At 30.0% G+C, this 16,509-nt stretch carries 29 protein-coding genes and 1 tRNA gene; 1 reads left to right on the top strand and 29 read right to left on the bottom strand.

Annotated elements, in window-relative coordinates:
* Position 1 precedes the first annotated feature (1 nt).
* The 6 genes from IMK15_RS04510 to IMK15_RS04485 all read right to left on the bottom strand — a co-directional run bounded on the left by IMK15_RS04510 (position 2) and on the right by IMK15_RS04485 (position 4,802).
* Positions 2–778 carry an undecaprenyl-diphosphate phosphatase gene (locus tag IMK15_RS04510; protein ID WP_192942038.1) on the bottom strand — a complete coding sequence of 259 codons (777 nt, stop codon included), beginning with the start codon at positions 776–778 and terminating at the stop codon, positions 2–4.
* Between the two features lie 23 nt (positions 779–801).
* Positions 802–1,515 (bottom strand): ATP-binding cassette domain-containing protein, encoded by a 714-nt coding sequence (locus IMK15_RS04505; RefSeq protein ID WP_192942037.1) that lies wholly within the window; start codon positions 1,513–1,515, stop codon positions 802–804.
* On the bottom strand, positions 1,496–2,257 hold the full coding sequence (locus tag IMK15_RS04500; protein WP_192942036.1) for an ABC transporter permease: 762 nt from the start codon (positions 2,255–2,257) through the stop codon (positions 1,496–1,498). Before IMK15_RS04500 ends, IMK15_RS04505 begins: the two co-directional genes overlap by 20 nt.
* Complete coding sequence (locus IMK15_RS04495; protein WP_192942035.1) at positions 2,254–3,174, bottom strand: ABC transporter permease; 921 nt, start codon at positions 3,172–3,174, stop codon at positions 2,254–2,256. Before IMK15_RS04495 ends, IMK15_RS04500 begins: the two co-directional genes overlap by 4 nt.
* 70 nt (positions 3,175–3,244) lie before the next feature.
* Positions 3,245–3,320, bottom strand: a tRNA-Thr gene (locus IMK15_RS04490).
* 111 nt (positions 3,321–3,431) lie between these two features.
* Positions 3,432–4,802: an ABC transporter substrate-binding protein gene (locus tag IMK15_RS04485; RefSeq protein WP_192942034.1), complete on the bottom strand. Its 1,371-nt coding sequence runs from the start codon at positions 4,800–4,802 to the stop codon at positions 3,432–3,434.
* A 167-nt stretch (positions 4,803–4,969) separates the two neighbouring features.
* Here IMK15_RS04485 and IMK15_RS04480 point away from each other — a divergent pair, with 167 nt between their 5' ends.
* Positions 4,970–5,530: a hypothetical protein gene (locus IMK15_RS04480; RefSeq protein ID WP_046328203.1), complete on the top strand. Its 561-nt coding sequence runs from the start codon at positions 4,970–4,972 to the stop codon at positions 5,528–5,530.
* A 39-nt stretch (positions 5,531–5,569) separates the two neighbouring features.
* On the opposite strand, the gene secY is transcribed toward IMK15_RS04480, so the two are convergent.
* The 23 genes from secY to IMK15_RS04365 form a co-directional block, all read right to left on the bottom strand.
* Positions 5,570–6,886: a preprotein translocase subunit SecY gene (secY, locus tag IMK15_RS04475; RefSeq protein ID WP_046328202.1), complete on the bottom strand. Its 1,317-nt coding sequence runs from the start codon at positions 6,884–6,886 to the stop codon at positions 5,570–5,572.
* Positions 6,887–6,910: 24 nt separating this feature from the next.
* A complete protein-coding gene (gene rplO / locus IMK15_RS04470) occupies positions 6,911–7,453 on the bottom strand; it encodes a 50S ribosomal protein L15 (protein ID WP_046328201.1) in 543 nt (180 codons plus the stop codon).
* Between the two features lie 6 nt (positions 7,454–7,459).
* Complete coding sequence (gene rpmD / locus IMK15_RS04465) at positions 7,460–7,639, bottom strand: 50S ribosomal protein L30 (protein ID WP_046328200.1); 180 nt, start codon at positions 7,637–7,639, stop codon at positions 7,460–7,462.
* 17 nt (positions 7,640–7,656) lie between these two features.
* Positions 7,657–8,154: a 30S ribosomal protein S5 gene (rpsE, locus tag IMK15_RS04460; RefSeq protein ID WP_046328199.1), complete on the bottom strand. Its 498-nt coding sequence runs from the start codon at positions 8,152–8,154 to the stop codon at positions 7,657–7,659.
* A gap of 19 nt (positions 8,155–8,173) precedes the next feature.
* A complete protein-coding gene (gene rplR / locus IMK15_RS04455; RefSeq protein ID WP_046328198.1) occupies positions 8,174–8,536 on the bottom strand; it encodes a 50S ribosomal protein L18 in 363 nt (120 codons plus the stop codon).
* Positions 8,537–8,550: 14 nt separating this feature from the next.
* A complete protein-coding gene (gene rplF / locus IMK15_RS04450) occupies positions 8,551–9,084 on the bottom strand; it encodes a 50S ribosomal protein L6 (RefSeq protein ID WP_192942033.1) in 534 nt (177 codons plus the stop codon).
* A gap of 40 nt (positions 9,085–9,124) precedes the next feature.
* Complete coding sequence (gene rpsH / locus IMK15_RS04445) at positions 9,125–9,520, bottom strand: 30S ribosomal protein S8 (RefSeq protein WP_046328196.1); 396 nt, start codon at positions 9,518–9,520, stop codon at positions 9,125–9,127.
* 21 nt (positions 9,521–9,541) lie between these two features.
* Positions 9,542–9,829 carry a 30S ribosomal protein S14 gene (rpsN, locus tag IMK15_RS04440; RefSeq protein ID WP_046328195.1) on the bottom strand — a complete coding sequence of 96 codons (288 nt, stop codon included), beginning with the start codon at positions 9,827–9,829 and terminating at the stop codon, positions 9,542–9,544.
* Between the two features lie 12 nt (positions 9,830–9,841).
* Complete coding sequence (gene rplE, locus IMK15_RS04435; protein WP_200893832.1) at positions 9,842–10,381, bottom strand: 50S ribosomal protein L5; 540 nt, start codon at positions 10,379–10,381, stop codon at positions 9,842–9,844.
* 30 nt (positions 10,382–10,411) lie between these two features.
* Complete coding sequence (rplX, locus tag IMK15_RS04430) at positions 10,412–10,795, bottom strand: 50S ribosomal protein L24 (protein ID WP_046328193.1); 384 nt, start codon at positions 10,793–10,795, stop codon at positions 10,412–10,414.
* A gap of 16 nt (positions 10,796–10,811) precedes the next feature.
* Positions 10,812–11,180: a 50S ribosomal protein L14 gene (gene rplN, locus IMK15_RS04425; RefSeq protein ID WP_046328192.1), complete on the bottom strand. Its 369-nt coding sequence runs from the start codon at positions 11,178–11,180 to the stop codon at positions 10,812–10,814.
* Between the two features lie 21 nt (positions 11,181–11,201).
* Positions 11,202–11,456, bottom strand: coding sequence for a 30S ribosomal protein S17 (rpsQ, locus tag IMK15_RS04420; protein WP_052727638.1), 255 nt, complete (start codon positions 11,454–11,456; stop codon positions 11,202–11,204).
* A gap of 10 nt (positions 11,457–11,466) precedes the next feature.
* Entirely contained in the window at positions 11,467–11,652 is a 186-nt protein-coding gene (rpmC, locus tag IMK15_RS04415; protein WP_046328191.1) for a 50S ribosomal protein L29, read from the bottom strand.
* Positions 11,652–12,074 (bottom strand): 50S ribosomal protein L16, encoded by a 423-nt coding sequence (rplP, locus tag IMK15_RS04410; protein WP_046328190.1) that lies wholly within the window; start codon positions 12,072–12,074, stop codon positions 11,652–11,654. Before rplP ends, rpmC begins: the two co-directional genes overlap by 1 nt.
* Entirely contained in the window at positions 12,074–12,730 is a 657-nt protein-coding gene (gene rpsC, locus IMK15_RS04405; RefSeq protein WP_192942032.1) for a 30S ribosomal protein S3, read from the bottom strand. The genes rplP and rpsC overlap by 1 nt, the downstream gene beginning before the upstream one ends.
* An 18-nt stretch (positions 12,731–12,748) precedes the next feature.
* Complete coding sequence (gene rplV, locus IMK15_RS04400) at positions 12,749–13,081, bottom strand: 50S ribosomal protein L22 (protein ID WP_046328188.1); 333 nt, start codon at positions 13,079–13,081, stop codon at positions 12,749–12,751.
* A gap of 53 nt (positions 13,082–13,134) precedes the next feature.
* Positions 13,135–13,410: a 30S ribosomal protein S19 gene (gene rpsS / locus IMK15_RS04395; protein WP_046328187.1), complete on the bottom strand. Its 276-nt coding sequence runs from the start codon at positions 13,408–13,410 to the stop codon at positions 13,135–13,137.
* A gap of 27 nt (positions 13,411–13,437) precedes the next feature.
* Positions 13,438–14,265 carry a 50S ribosomal protein L2 gene (gene rplB, locus IMK15_RS04390; RefSeq protein ID WP_046328186.1) on the bottom strand — a complete coding sequence of 276 codons (828 nt, stop codon included), beginning with the start codon at positions 14,263–14,265 and terminating at the stop codon, positions 13,438–13,440.
* 143 nt (positions 14,266–14,408) lie between these two features.
* Complete coding sequence (gene rplW, locus IMK15_RS04385) at positions 14,409–14,693, bottom strand: 50S ribosomal protein L23 (protein WP_046328185.1); 285 nt, start codon at positions 14,691–14,693, stop codon at positions 14,409–14,411.
* A gap of 1 nt (position 14,694) precedes the next feature.
* Positions 14,695–15,333 carry a 50S ribosomal protein L4 gene (rplD, locus tag IMK15_RS04380; protein WP_046328184.1) on the bottom strand — a complete coding sequence of 213 codons (639 nt, stop codon included), beginning with the start codon at positions 15,331–15,333 and terminating at the stop codon, positions 14,695–14,697.
* A gap of 15 nt (positions 15,334–15,348) precedes the next feature.
* The gene (gene rplC, locus IMK15_RS04375) at positions 15,349–15,975 is read right to left on the bottom strand and encodes a 50S ribosomal protein L3 (RefSeq protein ID WP_046328183.1); all 627 of its coding nucleotides are present in this window, start codon (positions 15,973–15,975) and stop codon (positions 15,349–15,351) included.
* Between the two features lie 66 nt (positions 15,976–16,041).
* Entirely contained in the window at positions 16,042–16,347 is a 306-nt protein-coding gene (gene rpsJ, locus IMK15_RS04370; protein WP_046328182.1) for a 30S ribosomal protein S10, read from the bottom strand.
* A gap of 72 nt (positions 16,348–16,419) precedes the next feature.
* Positions 16,420–16,509, bottom strand: a 90-nt coding sequence (locus IMK15_RS04365; protein ID WP_226869204.1) for a hypothetical protein, incomplete at its 5' end; no start/stop codon positions are given.

Below are 16,509 nucleotides of genomic sequence, written 5' to 3'. Positions count from 1 at the left end.
CCTATCTAAATATTAGGATTATAGCGACAACTATACCTAGTATTATTCTGTAATATCCAAATATTTTAAAGTTATGCTTCTTTATATATTCCATAAATATTGCAATAAATATATATGCAAACACAAATGAAAGTATGAAACCTAGAACTATTAGACCTATTTCTCCATAACTTAATGCCTTTATTTTAAGTAACTTTAATACTGTTGCCCCTAACATAGTTGGTATTGCTAAGAAAAATGAAAATTCAGTAGCTGCTATTCTTGATACACCTATTAACATACCTCCCATTATAGTGGCAGCTGATCTTGATGTACCTGGTATCATTGCTAAACATTGGAATAAGCCTATGTATAATGCTTTTTTATAACTAATATCTCTTAATCTTCTTATATCTTTTTTCTTTCCTATTTGTTCTAGGAATATCAATATTATCCCGTAGATAATAAGCATGGCAACTACTACATATGGATTAAATAACTTTTGTTCTATAAAGTCATCTAATGCTAGACCTATTACAACGGCTGGTATCATAGCTACTATTATCTTAGACCATAGAGATATATTTATGGGGAAGATTTTCTTTCTAAAGTAGATTATAACAGATAAAATTGCACCCAATTGTATTATTATTTCAAATGAATTTACAAAGTTCTTATTACTTGATAATTGCAAAAAATGTTCTACTAGTATCATATGTCCTGTACTACTAACTGGTATAAACTCAGTTAATCCTTCTATAAAGCTTAATACTATTACTTTCATTATTTGTCCAAACATTTATTTCCTCTTTTCTAATATTATTAATCAATATATTTATTTGCTAATTCAACTAATCTTTTTGTGTACTCTTGCTTAGGATTTTCAAAAAGTTCTTTTGTCGTATTTTTTTCTATAATCTCTCCTTTATACATCACATAAATTCTATCAACAAAGTTTCTCATAGTATTTACCTCATGTGATATATATATTATTGAGGTTTTACCTCTTATCTTATTTAATAAGCTTAAGACTTCGTTTTTAGTATCTGTATCTAGTGCTGTTGTTACCTCGTCAGCTATTAATATACTAGGATCTCCTATTAATGCTCCAGCTATTGCTAACCTTTGTCTTTCTCCACCACTACACTCAAAAGAATACTTTCTTAAAAAATCTTTTTTATCCAATCCTACTTTCTTAAATATCTCTGATATTTTAGCATCAAATCCATCTGTAGTATTGTAATGTGACTTGTATAAATGTTTTAATTGCCTACCAAGTCTAACTGTTGGATTGAAAACTATAAATGCATTCTGAAATATTGCACCTACACTAACATTTTTTACATACTCATCATAAGTTACTATAGCTTTTTCTGGTAAAATATTAAGTATGAACTTAGTGGTTAATGTCTTACCACTACCTGATTCTCCTAATATTCCTATGACTTCATTTTTACCTACGCTAATACTTATATCTTTTAATAAATGTTCACCATCTATAGTGACATTTAGATTTTTAATTTTTAATTCTTCCATTCTTCTTCCTCAATGTTATATTATTAACCTTATACACTATATACACTATCATTAAACCTGGGAATATTGTAAACCAAGGTGCAACTAAGAAGTATGACTGTGAACTATTAAGCATATTACCTAATGTAGGTATTGTAGGATCTATACCTATACCTAAAAATCCTAAACTTGCTTCTGTTAGTATTGCTTTTGAAAAATTAATTTCAAAATTAAGTAGTATATATTTTTTTATATTCGGAAATATATGTCGCACTATTATTCTAAAACTCTTAACTCCATATGTTTTAGCAGCCAAGATATATTCCTTGTCCTTTTCTTTTATTATCAGCCCACGTGCATAATTGGTAATTGAGGGTAAGTATATTACTAGTATTGCAAATATTAATGACTTAAAGCCTGCTCCAAGTAATACTACTATTGTTATTACCACCAATATAGAGGGTATTGATAAAAGAATATCTATTGCCATTTCTACAACATTATCAACTATACCTCCAAAATACCCTGATAAAAAGCCTAATAAGTTCCCTATTATACTAGATAGTACTACGGCTATTAGTACTATCATAATAGTATTAACTGTCCCTATTAGTAACCTTGTAAATATATCTCTACCAAGATTATCTGTACCTAATAGATGTAATAGACTAGGTCTTGCTAATATGTATAAATTATCTATCTTAAAAGGATTTCTAATAAAGAATAAAAGAATTAATGGTATTATGTATTTTATCTTTTTCATTTTTTATCCTCCATAGAAATTCTTTTATCCAAGACTCCATATAGGATGTCTACAATAATATTTATCACTACAACAGCAGATGATGTGTATATTATTAATGCCTGAAGTAGAGGAATATCTCTTGTATATACTGAGATTAATAATAGTCTTCCTATACCTGGTATAGAAAATATCTGTTCTATTATTACAACCCCCGTTAGTATGTCTATAACCATTAAACCTATTAAAGGTAAGACTGGTAATATGGCATTTTTTAATACATAAAGATTTAAATATTTCATATTCATGCCATTAGAGTACAAGTACTTTATATATTCCTGTCTTGTTTCGTGGTATAGGTTCTTTTTTAGGTTGTATGTTATTTGCCCAATCTTAGGAACTGCAATAATACAACATGGTATTATTAAAGAAAATATATTATCATCATAACTTAAACCACCTAATTTAAGTAAAACACTAAATACATATATTACAAGTATTGCTAGCCAAAAAGATGGTATAGAAATACTTAGTGCTAGTAATTTGTTATACTTTTTCATTTTCCCCTTATTTTTTATCTTGTTTAACATAAATGCAAGTGGTATAGAAATTAAAAAAATGATTATGACACTAATTATTGTTATTAATATGGTTAATGGTAATTTTTCTAAAACTAAGTCTTTTACAGGTATTTGTGATTTTAAGGATACTCCAAAATCACCAACTGCTATTTTTTTTAGCCAAATTATATATCTCTTAAATACTGGCAAATCTAAATTAAACGCCTTTCTAAACGCATTTATTCTATCTTGCGACGCATCTACACCAAGTATTACGGTTTCAGGCTTACCTGGTATTAGTGATATTAAAAAGAAAGATATAGTGGTTATGATATAAATATTGAATATACCCTTCACTATTTTTTTTATATAATACATCTCAAGCCTCTTTCTATATATTCATATGACCATATTATACAATATTTTTAAATACTTAACCACAAAAAAATGGTGCCGCTTATCGGAATCGAACCAATCACCTACTGATTACAAGTCAGTTGCTCTACCAAATGAGCTAAAGCGGCATCATCTAAGATAAGTATACAAAATGTTTATTTTTTTGTCAATATTATGTTCAAAAATATGTCCCAAAAGATAAAAAAATGCAACGCAAAATTTCACGTTGCATTTTTTTCTTATTCTATAACTAACTTTGAGAAATCTATAAATGATATTGTATATGGTGTGAATCCTTTTATGTTTTTGTCACACACAACAAGATTTGTTGGATCTAATATGAATACACTTGCTGATTCATTTAATAAGATGTTCCATGCTTTATTGTACATTTCATTTCTCTTATTAATATCTAATGTTACCTTAGCTTCTTTTACTAAATTATCGTATTCACTATCATTAAAGTTCAAGAAATCTTTCTTGTAAGTTGATGTATATCTTCTATAAACTGCATCTTTATCTAACTTACCTGTAAATCCTATTAGAGTTAATTCATAGTTTCTGTTAGTATACACATCTTGTAACCAACTAGCCCATTCTATTGGAACTATATTTACATCTGCACCAGCCTTAGCTAATTGTTGTTTAACAACTTGTGCTGTATCAGTGTACATTCTGTTGTTAGTTGGAACTTTTAGTTCGAACTTCATTCCTTTTAATGCACTTGTATCACCAGTTCTATCTTTATCTAATAGTTTTCCTAATCCTTTAAATACACTCTTATTTATTTCATCTCTATTAACAGCAATATTTAAAGCTTCCCTTATATTCTTATCATACTTCTTATTATTTATACCTAATATGAATAGCATATTTCTAGGTGTCTTTATTACTGTTTTATCCTTTATTTCATCTAATCTTTTTGAATCTACTGTATAGATAAAGTTTAATTCTCCACTTAAGTACTTCATAAAGACTGTATCTGAATTTGGCATAATACTTATTTTTACTGTCTTTACATTAGGTTTTTCTCCCCAATACTTATCAAATGCTTTAAATACAAGTTTTTGTTCCCTCTTATATGTATCAACATAATATGGACCTGTACCTATAGCTTTTTTATCTATTGTATTATATGTTTGTTCATCTACTATAGGAGTTATTAGATAATAAATTAATGATGCATCTTTTTTCTCTAGTTGTAGTATAACTTTATTACCTTCCAACTTTATTTCTTTAATATTTTTAAATGAAGGTTGTAATTCTAATTCTTTCATTTTTTTCAAAGAAAATACAACATCACTTGGTGTTAATTTTGTATTATTGTGAAAATACACATTATCACGTATGTCAAATGTATATGTTAGTCCATCACTAGAGATATTATAGCTTTTAGCAATTGCTGGTTTTACTTCACCGTCTGGCGTTTGTTTCACTAAACCTTCATAAACATTAAACATTACTTCTTCAGTTGAACTTCCAACAAATTTATATGGATTTAAGCTGTCAATGTCTACAAGCATTGCTGTTTTTATAGTTTTACCATCACCAAAATTAGAACAAGCTAAAAAAAATGGTAAAAACAAAATTAAAAATAGACGTTTCATCATTTTTTTATCCTCCTTTTACTCTTTTAATTATACCATATATTCTGTATACAGCAAAATTTTACTAGTGTTTTTGAGCATAAAACTATATTTTTCTTTTTTTTATTTTTTTAGTTTCAGTATATAAAATTATTCGTTTTGTGTGATATAATACAAAGGAAAGGAGAAATATGAAAAAAAGAATAATAGAAAATGTATTTACACTAATTTTTAGAATTATCATGTCTTTATTATCTTCATATATTATATATCCAAAAGATAAATTGACTGCAATGCTTTTAATATTTATACTACTTCTACAACCAATATTAGGATTAGTTACTATAAACAACTTGTATAAAACAAGTAAAGATTTTAAAATATACAATTTATCAAGTATGTATAAAAAGCTATCATTAGTACCATATATACTATTTTTAATACTCTACATTTTTAGTATTACATACCTAAGAAATACCGATCATTATGTTTTATGCATAACAGTTTCTCTACTTTGTCTTGTATATGGGTATACAATAAGAGAAAGAGGTATTGCAATATACAATATGAACTATTTAATGTTCAACCACAAATTAGTTGAAATACCAAAATTACAAAAAATCGAAAAATCTAACAAAGAAGTTAAAGTCATTTATTTCAATGGAAAATCACAAATACTAAAGGTTAGAAACATGGATGAAGCTAATACTATTGAGCAAATATTAAGAAGAAAAATAAAGTATAAAGATTAAATAAAAATGGGACAAAGTCCCATTTTTTTTATCTATTCTCTATTTCACTCTTTTTGGTCTATGGCTATTTACAAAGCCTTTATACTTCTTGACTGCTAAGTGTGAATCTATTTGTTGAATTAATTCAACTGCAACACCAACCAAGATTATTAAGCTTGTACCACCAATCATAACTGGCATATTTACTATATACCCAAACCATATATTAGGTAATATCCCTAATATTGCTAAGAACACTGCTGTACCATAAGTTATAGTTGTTACTACTTCTTCTAGGTAATCAGCTGTTTCACTTCCTGCTCTCTTTAATGGTAATGTTCCACCACTTTGCTTCAAACTTTCAGCTATCTTATCTGGATCAAATACTATAGCTGTATAGAAGAACGAGAACAATATGATTAATAGTGCTGTTATTAACAGATGTAGCCATCCTGTTTGACCTAATAATTTTTCCCAATATTTATGCTTAACTGGATCTTTTATTGCTGTAACAATAAGGCCAGGTATTGCCATTAACATTGAAGCAAAGATTATAGGCATAACACCAGCTGTATTAATCTTAACTGGTAAGAATGTTTTCTTACCAACACTGCTTGGACCTTGTCCAAATCCTCTACTTGCTTTACCTACATATTGTATAGGTATTCTTCTTTCTCCTAATTGGATTATGACCATAACGACAATTATGAAGATAAATAGAAGTATTGAAGAGGCTAATAATATTCTTCCGTATGTACTTACATTCAATCCCTTTGTCATATTGAAACTTACTTGTGGTAAGTTTGCTACTATATTCAAGAAAATCAACATTGATGTACCGTTACCTATACCTTTTATAGATATTCTTTCAGATAGCCACATAAGAAATGCAGCTCCACCTGTCATTAACGCTACTGTTGAAATTACGAATGTAAATCCTGGTTCTATTACTATTCTTTGTGCTTGTAATATGAATGAAATACCTGCTGATTGAACTATTGCTATTCCAATCGCAAGATATCTTGTCCATTGTGTTATTGTTTCTCTTTGTTTTCCACCTTCTCTTTGCATTTCTTCAATTTTAGGGTATAGAACACCTAATAATTGGAATACAATTGAAGCATTAATGTATGGAGTAATACCTAAAGAGAAAATTGATGCTCTTTGAATAGCACCACCAGAGAATAAGTCTAGAAATTGTGCTAATGGATTACTTGTAATTTTTCCAAAAGCTGCCATATTTATCCCTGGTACTGCGATATGAACACCAATTCTTGCAATCATAAACATTATTAAAGTGTATGTAACTCTTCTTCTTAGCTCTCTAACTTTAATGATAGAGTTTAATCTACTCATTATTGCTTCTGATAATGTCATGACATCACTCCTTAACTACTTGAATTAGTCTTCTTTTTTGTTATTAGAAGCAACCTTTGAGTAAGATTTAATTTCTAATAATTCTACTGATCCTCCAGCTTTTTCAACTAATTCTTTAGCTGACTTAGATATCTTTTCAACAACAAATTTTAATTTTTTATTTATTTCATAGACACCTATAACTTTTAAAATACTTGTGTATTGTCTATCTTTTAATCCTTCTTCAGTATATTTAGTTCTGAAGCTAGGGTTCTTTAAAACACCTTTTTCGATTAATGATTCTAATGAAACTGTTTCACCATCTTCAAATTTATCAACGAAATCTTTAAGATTTAATACTATCATATCTTTCTTGAATGCAGCATTTGTAAATCCTCTTTTAGGTATTCTTCTTACTAAAGGCATTTGTCCACCTTCAAACCCAGCTGAAACAAATGAACCTGATCTTTGTTTTTGACCATTATGTCCTTTACCAGCTGTTTTACCCCAACCAGTTCCGTGACCTCTTCCTATTCTTTTTCTATCTTTTTTTGATCCTTCAGCAGGTTTTAATTCGTTTATATTCATTTGATATTAAACCTCCTCTACTTTAAGTAAATAAGAAACTAATTTAATCTTACCTTTTATATCATCTGTTAAATTGTGTTCAACAGTTTGGTTAACCTTAGTTAAACCAAGTGCCTTCACAGTTTTGATATGATTAGGTTTTCTTCCATTAATTCCTTTAACAAGTGTTACTCTTACTTTAGACATTAATTTTACCCCCTAATCTATCTAATTATTTCGTCTATTGTCTTTCCTCTTAATCTAGCTACTTCTTCTAATGATCTTAATTTTGATAAACCATTTAAAGTTGCTCTTGCTATATTATCTTTGTTTCTAGCTCCTCTAATCTTAGTTAGAACATCAGTTACACCAACTAATTCAAGAAGTTCTCTTGTTGCTGAACCTGCTATAACCCCAGTACCTTGAGTTGCTGGTTTTAATAATACAGAAGTAGAATTAAATTTACCAATTTGATCATGAGGTATAGTTCCACCTTTTAATGATACTTTTATCATGTTTTTCTTTGCAGAAGCTATAGCTTTTTTTATAGCATCAGGTACACCATTAGCTTTTCCTAATCCTATACCAACTTTACCTTGTCCGTCTCCAACTGCTGCTAATACTGAGAATGAAATTCTTCTTCCTCCTTTAACAGTTTTTGAAACTCTGCTTATTCTTAAAAGACTTTCTTTGTATTCATTAGTCTTAACTTCTTTTGCCAAAATAAATCCTCCTTATCCTTTAGAATTCAAGTCCTGCTTCTCTTGCGGCATCTGCAAAAGCCTTAACTCTTCCTGTGTAGACATATCCACTTCTATCAAATACTACACTTTTAATTCCTTTTTCAATTGCTTTTTTAGCAATTCTTTCTCCTATAATTTTTGCAGCTTCAACATTTGAACCTTTTTCTACTTTTCCTTCTTTTTCAACTGTTGACGCAGATACTAAAGTAACTCCTTTAACATCATCTATTATTTGAGCAAAAATGTTATTTAAACTTCTGTACACTGAAAGTCTAGGTCTTTCGGCTGTTCCACTAACTTTATTTCTTATGCTTTTGTGTTTTTTTGCTCTTAAACTTTTTCTATCTATTCTCTTATACATAGTAAAGCTACCTCCTATCCTTTCTTACCTTCTTTTCTCTTGATTATTTCATCAACGTACTTAACACCTTTTCCTTTATATGGTTCAGGCGGTCTCTTTGCTCTAATATTTGCTGCTATTTGACCTACTAATTGTCTGTCAATACCTTCAACAGTTATCTTAGTATTTCCTTCAACAACAAAATGTATTCCTTCAACTGGAGCTATTTCAACTGGATGTGAATATCCTAATGCTAATGTTAATCCTTTACCACTAGCTTGTACTCTGTATCCAACCCCAATTAATTCTAGTTTCTTTGTAAATCCTTCGCTTACTCCTACAACCATATTATGTAAATTTGCTCTAGTTGTTCCGTGTAATGCTCTTACTTTTGGTTCATCATTAGGTCTTTCGAATGTAATTTCATTTTCTAATACATTAATTTTAATTACATCTGAAAATTCTCTTGTTAATGTTCCTTTTGGCCCTTTTACAGTGAATAAGTTACCTTCTCTTTTAACTTCAACACCTTTAGGCAGTATAATAGGCTTGTTTCCTACTCTTGACATATTTCCTCCTTAGCGTTAATTTCCGCAATGTTGGTCTTTATTACCATACGTAACAAAGAACTTCTCCTCCAACACTGTGCTTTCTGCATTCTTTATCAGTTAATACACCTTTTGGTGTTGATACTATAGCTATACCTAACCCACCTAATACTTTTGGTAAGTTATCAACTGAACTATATACTCTTCTTCCTGGTTTAGAAATTCTTCTTAACCCTTTAACAACTTCTTCTCCATCAACGAATTTTAAAGTAACTACTATATCTTTTTTAGTTCCTTCTTCTTTGATTTCGTAATCTACTATATATCCTTCATTTTTTAATATATTTGCGATGCTTTCTTTAATTCTTGAAAAAGGTACTGCAACTGTTGCGTGTTTAGCAGCATTTGCGTTTCTTATTCTTGTAAGCATATCTGCAATAGGATCTGTTAAATTCATTTTATCCTCCTTTATTGAATATTACCAGCTTGATTTTGTAATTCCAGGTATTGAACCTTCTCCAGCAAGCTTTCTAAACATAACTCTTGAAATTCCAAATTCTCTCATATATCCTCTTGGTCTTCCGTTTATCTTACATCTATTTCTTAATCTTGTTGGTGAAGCGTTTCTAGGTAATTTTTGTAACTCAAGTACTGCTTCTCTGTCACCTTTTTTAATTCTTTCTTTTAATTCTGCTCTTTTCTTTGCATATTTATCAACAGTTCTAGCTCTTCTTAAGTTCTTTTCAACCATTGCTACTTTAGCCATTTATTGCACCTCCTACTTTACAAATGGCATACCAAATGCTCTTAGTAATGCTCTTCCTTCTTCATCATTTTTTGCTGATGTTACTATTGTAATTCCTAATCCTAAAACTTTATCTACTTTATCGATTTCAATTTCAGGGAAAACGATTTGTTCTTTAATTCCTAAAGTGTAATTTCCTCTTCCATCAAATGCTTTTGAAGAAACACCTTCAAAGTCTCTAACTCTTGGTAGAGCTATGCTGATTAATCTATCTAGGAATTCATACATCTTTTCTTTTCTTAAAGTAACACTAACTCCAATTTTTTGTCCTTGTCTTAATTTGAATCCTGCTTCTGATTTTCTTGCAGCTCTTGGTAAAGGTTGTTGTCCAGTTATTTGTGCTAATTCTTTCAATGCTGAATCAATAAGCTTACTATTGTTAACAGCTTCACCAATTCCCATGTTTACTACTATTTTTTCTAGCTTTGGAACTTGCATCATATTTTTTATTTCTAATTCTTTAACTAATGTATCTACAATTTCTTCATTATACTTCTTTTGTAATCTTGGAATATATTTGTCTGCCATCTGGTGTCCTCCTTCCTATATTTCTTTTCCTGATACTACTGAAATTCTTACTTTCTTTCCGTCTACAACTTTATGTTTTACTCTAGTACCTTTTTTAGCACTATCATCCCATAACATAACTTTTGATGAGAATATTGGCATTTCTCTTTCGACAATTTGACCTTGTGTGTTCATTTGAGTAGGTTTTAAATGTTTCTTTTTAATATTAACACCTTCAACTATAATCTTACCAGTTTTAGGGAAAACTTTTAAAACTTTACCAACTTTACCTTTATCTCCCATTTGTTCGGATTTATCGCTTCTTTTTTCTTTATTTGATCTTCCACTTATTACAACAACAGTATCTCCTGTTTTAACGTGTAATTTATTAGGAACAGATTTTATTTTAGTTTTGATCACGTCCTAATCCTCCTTCTTAAAGTACTTCTGGAGCTAATGAAACTATTTTCATAAAGTTTTTAGCTCTTAGTTCTCTTGCTACTGGTCCAAAAATTCTTGTTCCCTTGATTTCTAATGTTGATGTTAATATTACACCTGCATTGTCATCAAATTTTATATATGAACCATCTTGTCTTCTAATTTCTTTTCTTGTTCTAACGATAACAGCTTTAACTACATCACCTTTTTTTACACTTCCGTTAGGGATAGCTTCTTTAACTGATGCAACTACTATATCACCAATTCTTCCGAATCTTCTCTTAGATCCACCTAGAACTCTAATAACCATAATTTTCTTAGCACCAGTATTATCTGCAACGTTTAGTATTGTTTGTTGTTGAACCACTACAGTTCCTCCTCTCAATTACTACTTAGCTTTTTCAATTATTTCAACTACTCTCCAATGTTTATCCTTACTTAAAGGTTTAGTTTCCATAATTCTTACTTTATCTCCAACTTTGCACTCATTGTTTTCATCATGTGCTTTATATCTTTTTGAAAATTTTACTCTCTTTTTATATAGTTTATGTAGTTTCATTGTTTCTTCTACTACAACAACAGTTTTATCCATTTTATCAGAAACAACTACACCTTCTCTAACTTTTCTTTCGTTTCTTTCCACAACTAACCTCCTATTTCTTTTCAGTTAAGATAGTTTTAATCTTTGCAATATCTCTCTTAACTGTTCTTATTTTAGCTGTATCTTGCAATTGTCCTAATGTTTTTTGCAGCTTTAAATTAAATAATTCAAGCTTTAATTCTTTAACTTTTGAAGATAGTTCTTCACTAGATAATTCTCTTATTTCTTTAGCTGTCATTAGTTTTCACCACCTACTTCTTTTCTAACGAACTTAACTTTTATAGGTAATTTATGTCCTGCTTTTCTTAAAGCTTCTTTTGCTGTTTCTTCTTTAACTCCTCCAACTTCAAATAGGATCTTACCAGTTTTAACTACTGCAACCCATCCTTCAGTGTTACCTTTACCTTTACCCATTCTTGTTCCTTCTGGTCTCTTAGTATAAGGTTTGTCAGGGAATATTCTTATCCAAATTTTACCTTCTCTTTTGAATGTTCTGTTTATTGCAATACGACATGCTTCTATTTGTCTTGATGTTATCCATCCAAATTCTTTTGCAGCTAGTCCAAATTCTCCGAATGCAACTGTATTACCTTTAGTTGCTATTCCTCCAATTTTTCCTCTAAATTGCTTTCTATATTTTGTTCTCTTTGGTATTAACATTATTCGTTTCCTCCTTCCTTTGTTGTTGGAAGTACTTCACCATTAAATATCCATACTTTGATACCTAAAGCTCCGTAAGTTGTATTTGCTGTTGCTGTTGCATAGTCAATATCAGCTCTTAAAGTATGTAAAGGTACTCTTCCTGATAATGTCCATTCACTTCTTGCTATTTCAGCACCATTTAATCTACCAGATACCTTAACTTTTATTCCTTTAACTCCTGATTTTTCAGCTCTTTGCATTGCTTGTTGTACAGCACGTTTGTATGCAACACGCTTTTCAATTGAAGTTGCGATTGATTCTGCAACTAATTGAGCATCCTTATTAGGGTTCTTTATTTCTAATGCTTTTGTATTAACTTTCTTACCAGTTAATTTTTCTAATTTAGCTTTTAAAGCTTCTATTTCTTGTCCTTTTCTTCCGATTAGAATTCCAGCTTTTGCAGTTTCAATAATTACAGTTAATTCTGTTAAAGAATTTCTTTCTATAAATATTTTTGAAATACCTGCATGGTAATAATTTTTCTTTATGTATTCTTTAATCTTTAAATCTTCATGAAAATTATTTAAGTAATCATTTCCTTGTGCAAACCATTTAGAATTCCATGTTTTGATAATTCCAATTCTTAGTCCTCTAGGATCTACTTTTTGTCCCACAGATTTACCTCCTATATCTTATCTTTCTTCAACTTCTACAGTTATATGTGCTAATGGCTTTCTTATAATATCTGCTCTTCCCATTGCTCTAGGATTCATTCTCTTAAGAACTGGTCCCTTATCAATTGATATTTTAGATATATATAGTTTATCTGGATTCATTCCAAAATTATGTTCTGCATTAGCAATTGCTGATTTTAATGTTTTTTCAATTAGTGGAGCAGCTTTTTTATTAGTAAATTTTAAAATATTTAATGCTAATAATGCATCTTTTCCTCTTACTATATCTGCAACTAATCTTGCCTTTTGTGGGCTTAGTCTTTGGTAACGTAATTTAGCATATGCTGACATATATTACTCCTTTCAAAATTAGTTTTAAGCTAGCTAAATAGCTAGCTTACTATTTATTTCTTCTTAATATCTTTTTTATCTTTTCCATGTCCATAGAAAGTTCTAGTAGGTGCAAATTCTCCTAATTTGTGCCCTATCATTTCATCTGTAACATATACAGGTATGTGTTTCTTTCCATTATATACTGCAAAAGTATGTCCAATAAATTCAGGGAATATTGTTGATCTTCTAGACCATGTTTTAATAACTTGTTTCTTTTCTCCCATTTTGCTAACCTTTTCTAGTAAATAGCTATCTACAAAAGGTCCTTTTTTTAATGAACGAGCCATTTTTCCTCCTTTATTTCATTATCCTACTTATTTTTTTCTTCCTCTTACGATAAACTTGTCACTATTCTTCTTACCTCTAGTCTTTTTACCAAGAGCAGGTTTACCCCAAGGTGTAACTGGTGATTTTCTACCAACTGGAGATTTACCTTCTCCTCCTCCGTGTGGGTGATCCACAGGGTTCATTACTGATCCTCTTACGTGAGGTTTTCTTCCTAAGTGTCTATTTCTACCAGCTTTTCCTAATGAAACTAGTGAGTGTTCTGAATTACCAACTTCTCCTATTGTTGCCATACATTCACCGTGAATTAATCTTAATTCTCCTGAAGGTAATTCAATATGGCAATATATTCCTTCTTTTGCTATTAATCTTGCAGATGTTCCAGCAGATCTTGCTATTTGTCCACCTCTACCTGGTATTAATTCAATATTATGAATTTGTGTACCTATAGGTAGTTGTTTGATTTTCATTGCATTTCCTGGTTTAATATCTGCTGATTCACCAGCTAAAACCATATCTCCTTTTTTTAATCCATTTGGTGCTAAAATATATCTCTTTTCACCATCAACATAGTGTAATAAAGCTATATTAGCTGTTCTGTTTGGATCGTATTCAATAGTAGCTACTTTAGCAGGAATTCCTAATTTATTTCTCTTCCAATCAATTACTCTGTATAATCTCTTGTGTCCTTTGTGTCTGTTTCTTCCTGTTCTATGACCATAATTATCAATTCCGTATGAAGAATTTAATGGTTCTACTAAAGTTTTTTCAGGTCTAACCTTATCAAGTTCGGTATTAACCAATATAGACATATGCCGAGTCCCACTGGTAACCGGTTTTAATTTTCTAATAGGCATATTTTTTCTCCTTCCAATTTGTTTATTAAACCTATAATTTTTAACACACACTGTCTCGTGTGTCTTTTAACAGTGCAAGGCAAAAAAAATTTTGCCTTACCTTGTTATTATATCATAAATATTTTTATATTACTAGCTTTTTCTTACATTTCATAAGCAGAAATTTTTTCACCATCTGCTAATTTAACAATAGCTTTTTTGTAACCAGAAATTGTGTAAACTGTCATTCTTGATCTAGCTTTTATAGGCTTTGTATTTAAAGTATTTACTGATAATACCTTTACTTTAAATAATTTTTCTACTGCTTCTTTTATTTGAAGTTTGTTAGCTTTTTTGTCTACAACAAATACATATTCATTAGTATTCATTAAATCTCTAGCTTTTTCTGTATTTAATATTGGTTTTTTGATAATATCATATATATTCATATTATGCTAACACCTCCTCAAGGCTTAAAAGTGCTTCCTTAGTAATTACTAATTTTTCACTCTTTAATAACCAATATACACTTATTTCATTTGGTAATAAAATTTGTGTATCTTTAATATTTCTTACTGATAAGAATAAGTTATAGTCCTTATCTTCTACTAAGTCGTTTATAACAAACAACTTCTTGTTTGAAACCATATCTAATGCTTTAGAAAATTCAACAAAGCTCTTTGTTTTTGGTACTTCTAAGCTATATTCATCAATAACAACAATATTTCCAGCTTGGAATCTTGTAGCTAATGCTGATTTTAAAGCTAACTTTCTAACTTTTTTATTAATCTTCTTTTCAAATGATCTTGGTTTTGGCCCGTGAACTACACCTCCGCCTACCATGTGTGGAGCTCTTGTAGAACCTTGTCTTGCTCTACCAGTTCCTTTTTGTCTGAATGGTTTCTTTCCACCACCTGACACAGCTGCTCTATTTTTTGTACTTGCACTACCTTGTCTGTCTTCTGCAAGTTCAGCTGTTAATACTTCATGCATAACACTAACATTAGGTGTTATACTAAATATTTCATCTTTAATTTCAATAGTTCCATTTTGAGAACCATCTAATTTATATACATTTAAAACTGCCATCATTTACTCCTTTCGTTATTTTTTAATTGCCTTTTTAATTACAAGGTATCCATTCTTTGCTCCTGGAACTGCACCTTTAACTAATAGTACACCATTTTCGCTATCAAAGTTTACAACCTTTAGATTTTGAACTGTTACATTTTCATTTCCTAATCTTCCAGCCATTCTCTTACCTTTAGGTACATTACTATTAGATGCTGCACCCCCTGCATTTGATCCTCCAAGTCTATGGTTTCTTGAAACCCCGTGTGTAGCTCTGTTACCACCGAAGTTATGTCTCTTCATAACACCTGCAGTACCTTTACCTTTAGATACACCTTGAATATCAACGAATTCAACACCTTCTAATAAAGTTTGTGCTGTCAATTCTTGACCTAATTCATATCCTTCTACTGAAGCAACATGAAATTCCTTAACGAATCTCTTTGGAGTAATTCCTGCTTTTTTGAAAACTCCCATTTCAGGTTTATTTACTAATTTTTCTCTTTTGTCTTCGAATCCTAATGCAATTGCATTATATCCTTCTTTTTCTTCCTTCTTTATTTGAACAACAAAATTTGATGCTACTTCTATTACAGTTACTGGCACTAATTTTTTGTCTTCAAATACTTGTGTCATACCAATTTTTTTACCTAATATCATTTATTATCCTCCTTAATATATTGGTTGGCTATCCAACTTGTATCAAAGTGTCTTTTAACACATATCTTACTTTATTTCTATTCCAACACCTGATGGTAAACTTAAACTACTTAAAGCTGTCATCAATTGTTGATTTGAATTTTTAACTTCTATAAATCTTCTGTGTATTCTCATTTCAAATTGTTCTCTTGAATCTTTGTTTACGTGTACTGATCTTAATACTGTATATTTTTTTATCTTTGTTGGTAAAGGCATAGGTCCAACTAATTCAGATCCTGCTTTTGCAACAACATCAGCAATTTTCTTTGAAGATTGATCTAACAATTTGTGATCATAAGATTGAAGATGTATTCTTAATTTATTTTCCAAAATTTTTCCTCCCTACTTTGAGTGTAGTAAAGGGGGAAAACCCCCTCACTACTTGTTTTCATTATTAAATGTATCTTATTTATCTATCTTTGCAACAACTCCAGAAGCTACTGTTCTTCCACCTTCTCTTATCGCAAATCTTAATCCTGGTTCCATTGCGATTGG

It is taken from the genome of Sneathia sp. DSM 16631 (genome assembly GCF_014892235.1).
Taxonomy (GTDB): domain Bacteria; phylum Fusobacteriota; class Fusobacteriia; order Fusobacteriales; family Leptotrichiaceae; genus Sneathia; species Sneathia vaginalis.
Note: the sequence above shows the minus strand (reverse complement) of the source record. Positions and strands in the feature narration are given on the sequence as shown.

Coding starts and splice junctions, on each gene's coding strand:
- rplD (WP_046328184.1), bottom strand. CDS start 15,333: ATGGCAGTTTTAAATGTATATAAATTAGATGGTTCTCAAAATGGAACT.
- rplW (WP_046328185.1), bottom strand. CDS start 14,693: ATGAATATATATGATATTATCAAAAAACCAATATTAAATACAGAAAAA.
- rpsN (WP_046328195.1), bottom strand. CDS start 9,829: ATGGCTAAAGTAGCAATGGTTGAAAAGAACTTAAGAAGAGCTAGAACT.
- IMK15_RS04495 (WP_192942035.1), bottom strand. CDS start 3,174: ATGTATTATATAAAAAAAATAGTGAAGGGTATATTCAATATTTATATC.
- rplV (WP_046328188.1), bottom strand. CDS start 13,081: ATGTCAGCATATGCTAAATTACGTTACCAAAGACTAAGCCCACAAAAG.
- rpmD (WP_046328200.1), bottom strand. CDS start 7,639: ATGTCTAAAGTAAGAGTAACACTTGTTAAAGGAATTAATGGAAGAAAA.
- rplR (WP_046328198.1), bottom strand. CDS start 8,536: ATGTATAAGAGAATAGATAGAAAAAGTTTAAGAGCAAAAAAACACAAA.
- rpmC (WP_046328191.1), bottom strand. CDS start 11,652: ATGACAGCTAAAGAAATAAGAGAATTATCTAGTGAAGAACTATCTTCA.
- secY (WP_046328202.1), bottom strand. CDS start 6,886: ATGACATTATCAGAAGCAATAATGAGTAGATTAAACTCTATCATTAAA.
- rpsS (WP_046328187.1), bottom strand. CDS start 13,410: ATGGCTCGTTCATTAAAAAAAGGACCTTTTGTAGATAGCTATTTACTA.
- rpsH (WP_046328196.1), bottom strand. CDS start 9,520: ATGAATTTAACAGATCCTATTGCAGATATGCTTACAAGAATAAGAAAC.
- rplO (WP_046328201.1), bottom strand. CDS start 7,453: ATGAATATAAACGAATTAAAACCTGCTGAAGGATCAAAAAAAGATAGA.
- IMK15_RS04510 (WP_192942038.1), bottom strand. CDS start 778: ATGTTTGGACAAATAATGAAAGTAATAGTATTAAGCTTTATAGAAGGA.
- IMK15_RS04500 (WP_192942036.1), bottom strand. CDS start 2,257: ATGAAAAAGATAAAATACATAATACCATTAATTCTTTTATTCTTTATT.
- IMK15_RS04505 (WP_192942037.1), bottom strand. CDS start 1,515: ATGGAAGAATTAAAAATTAAAAATCTAAATGTCACTATAGATGGTGAA.
- IMK15_RS04485 (WP_192942034.1), bottom strand. CDS start 4,802: ATGATGAAACGTCTATTTTTAATTTTGTTTTTACCATTTTTTTTAGCT.
- rplP (WP_046328190.1), bottom strand. CDS start 12,074: ATGTTAATACCAAAGAGAACAAAATATAGAAAGCAATTTAGAGGAAAA.
- rplB (WP_046328186.1), bottom strand. CDS start 14,265: ATGCCTATTAGAAAATTAAAACCGGTTACCAGTGGGACTCGGCATATG.
- IMK15_RS04480 (WP_046328203.1), top strand. CDS start 4,970: ATGAAAAAAAGAATAATAGAAAATGTATTTACACTAATTTTTAGAATT.
- rplF (WP_192942033.1), bottom strand. CDS start 9,084: ATGTCAAGAGTAGGAAACAAGCCTATTATACTGCCTAAAGGTGTTGAA.
- rplC (WP_046328183.1), bottom strand. CDS start 15,975: ATGATATTAGGTAAAAAAATTGGTATGACACAAGTATTTGAAGACAAA.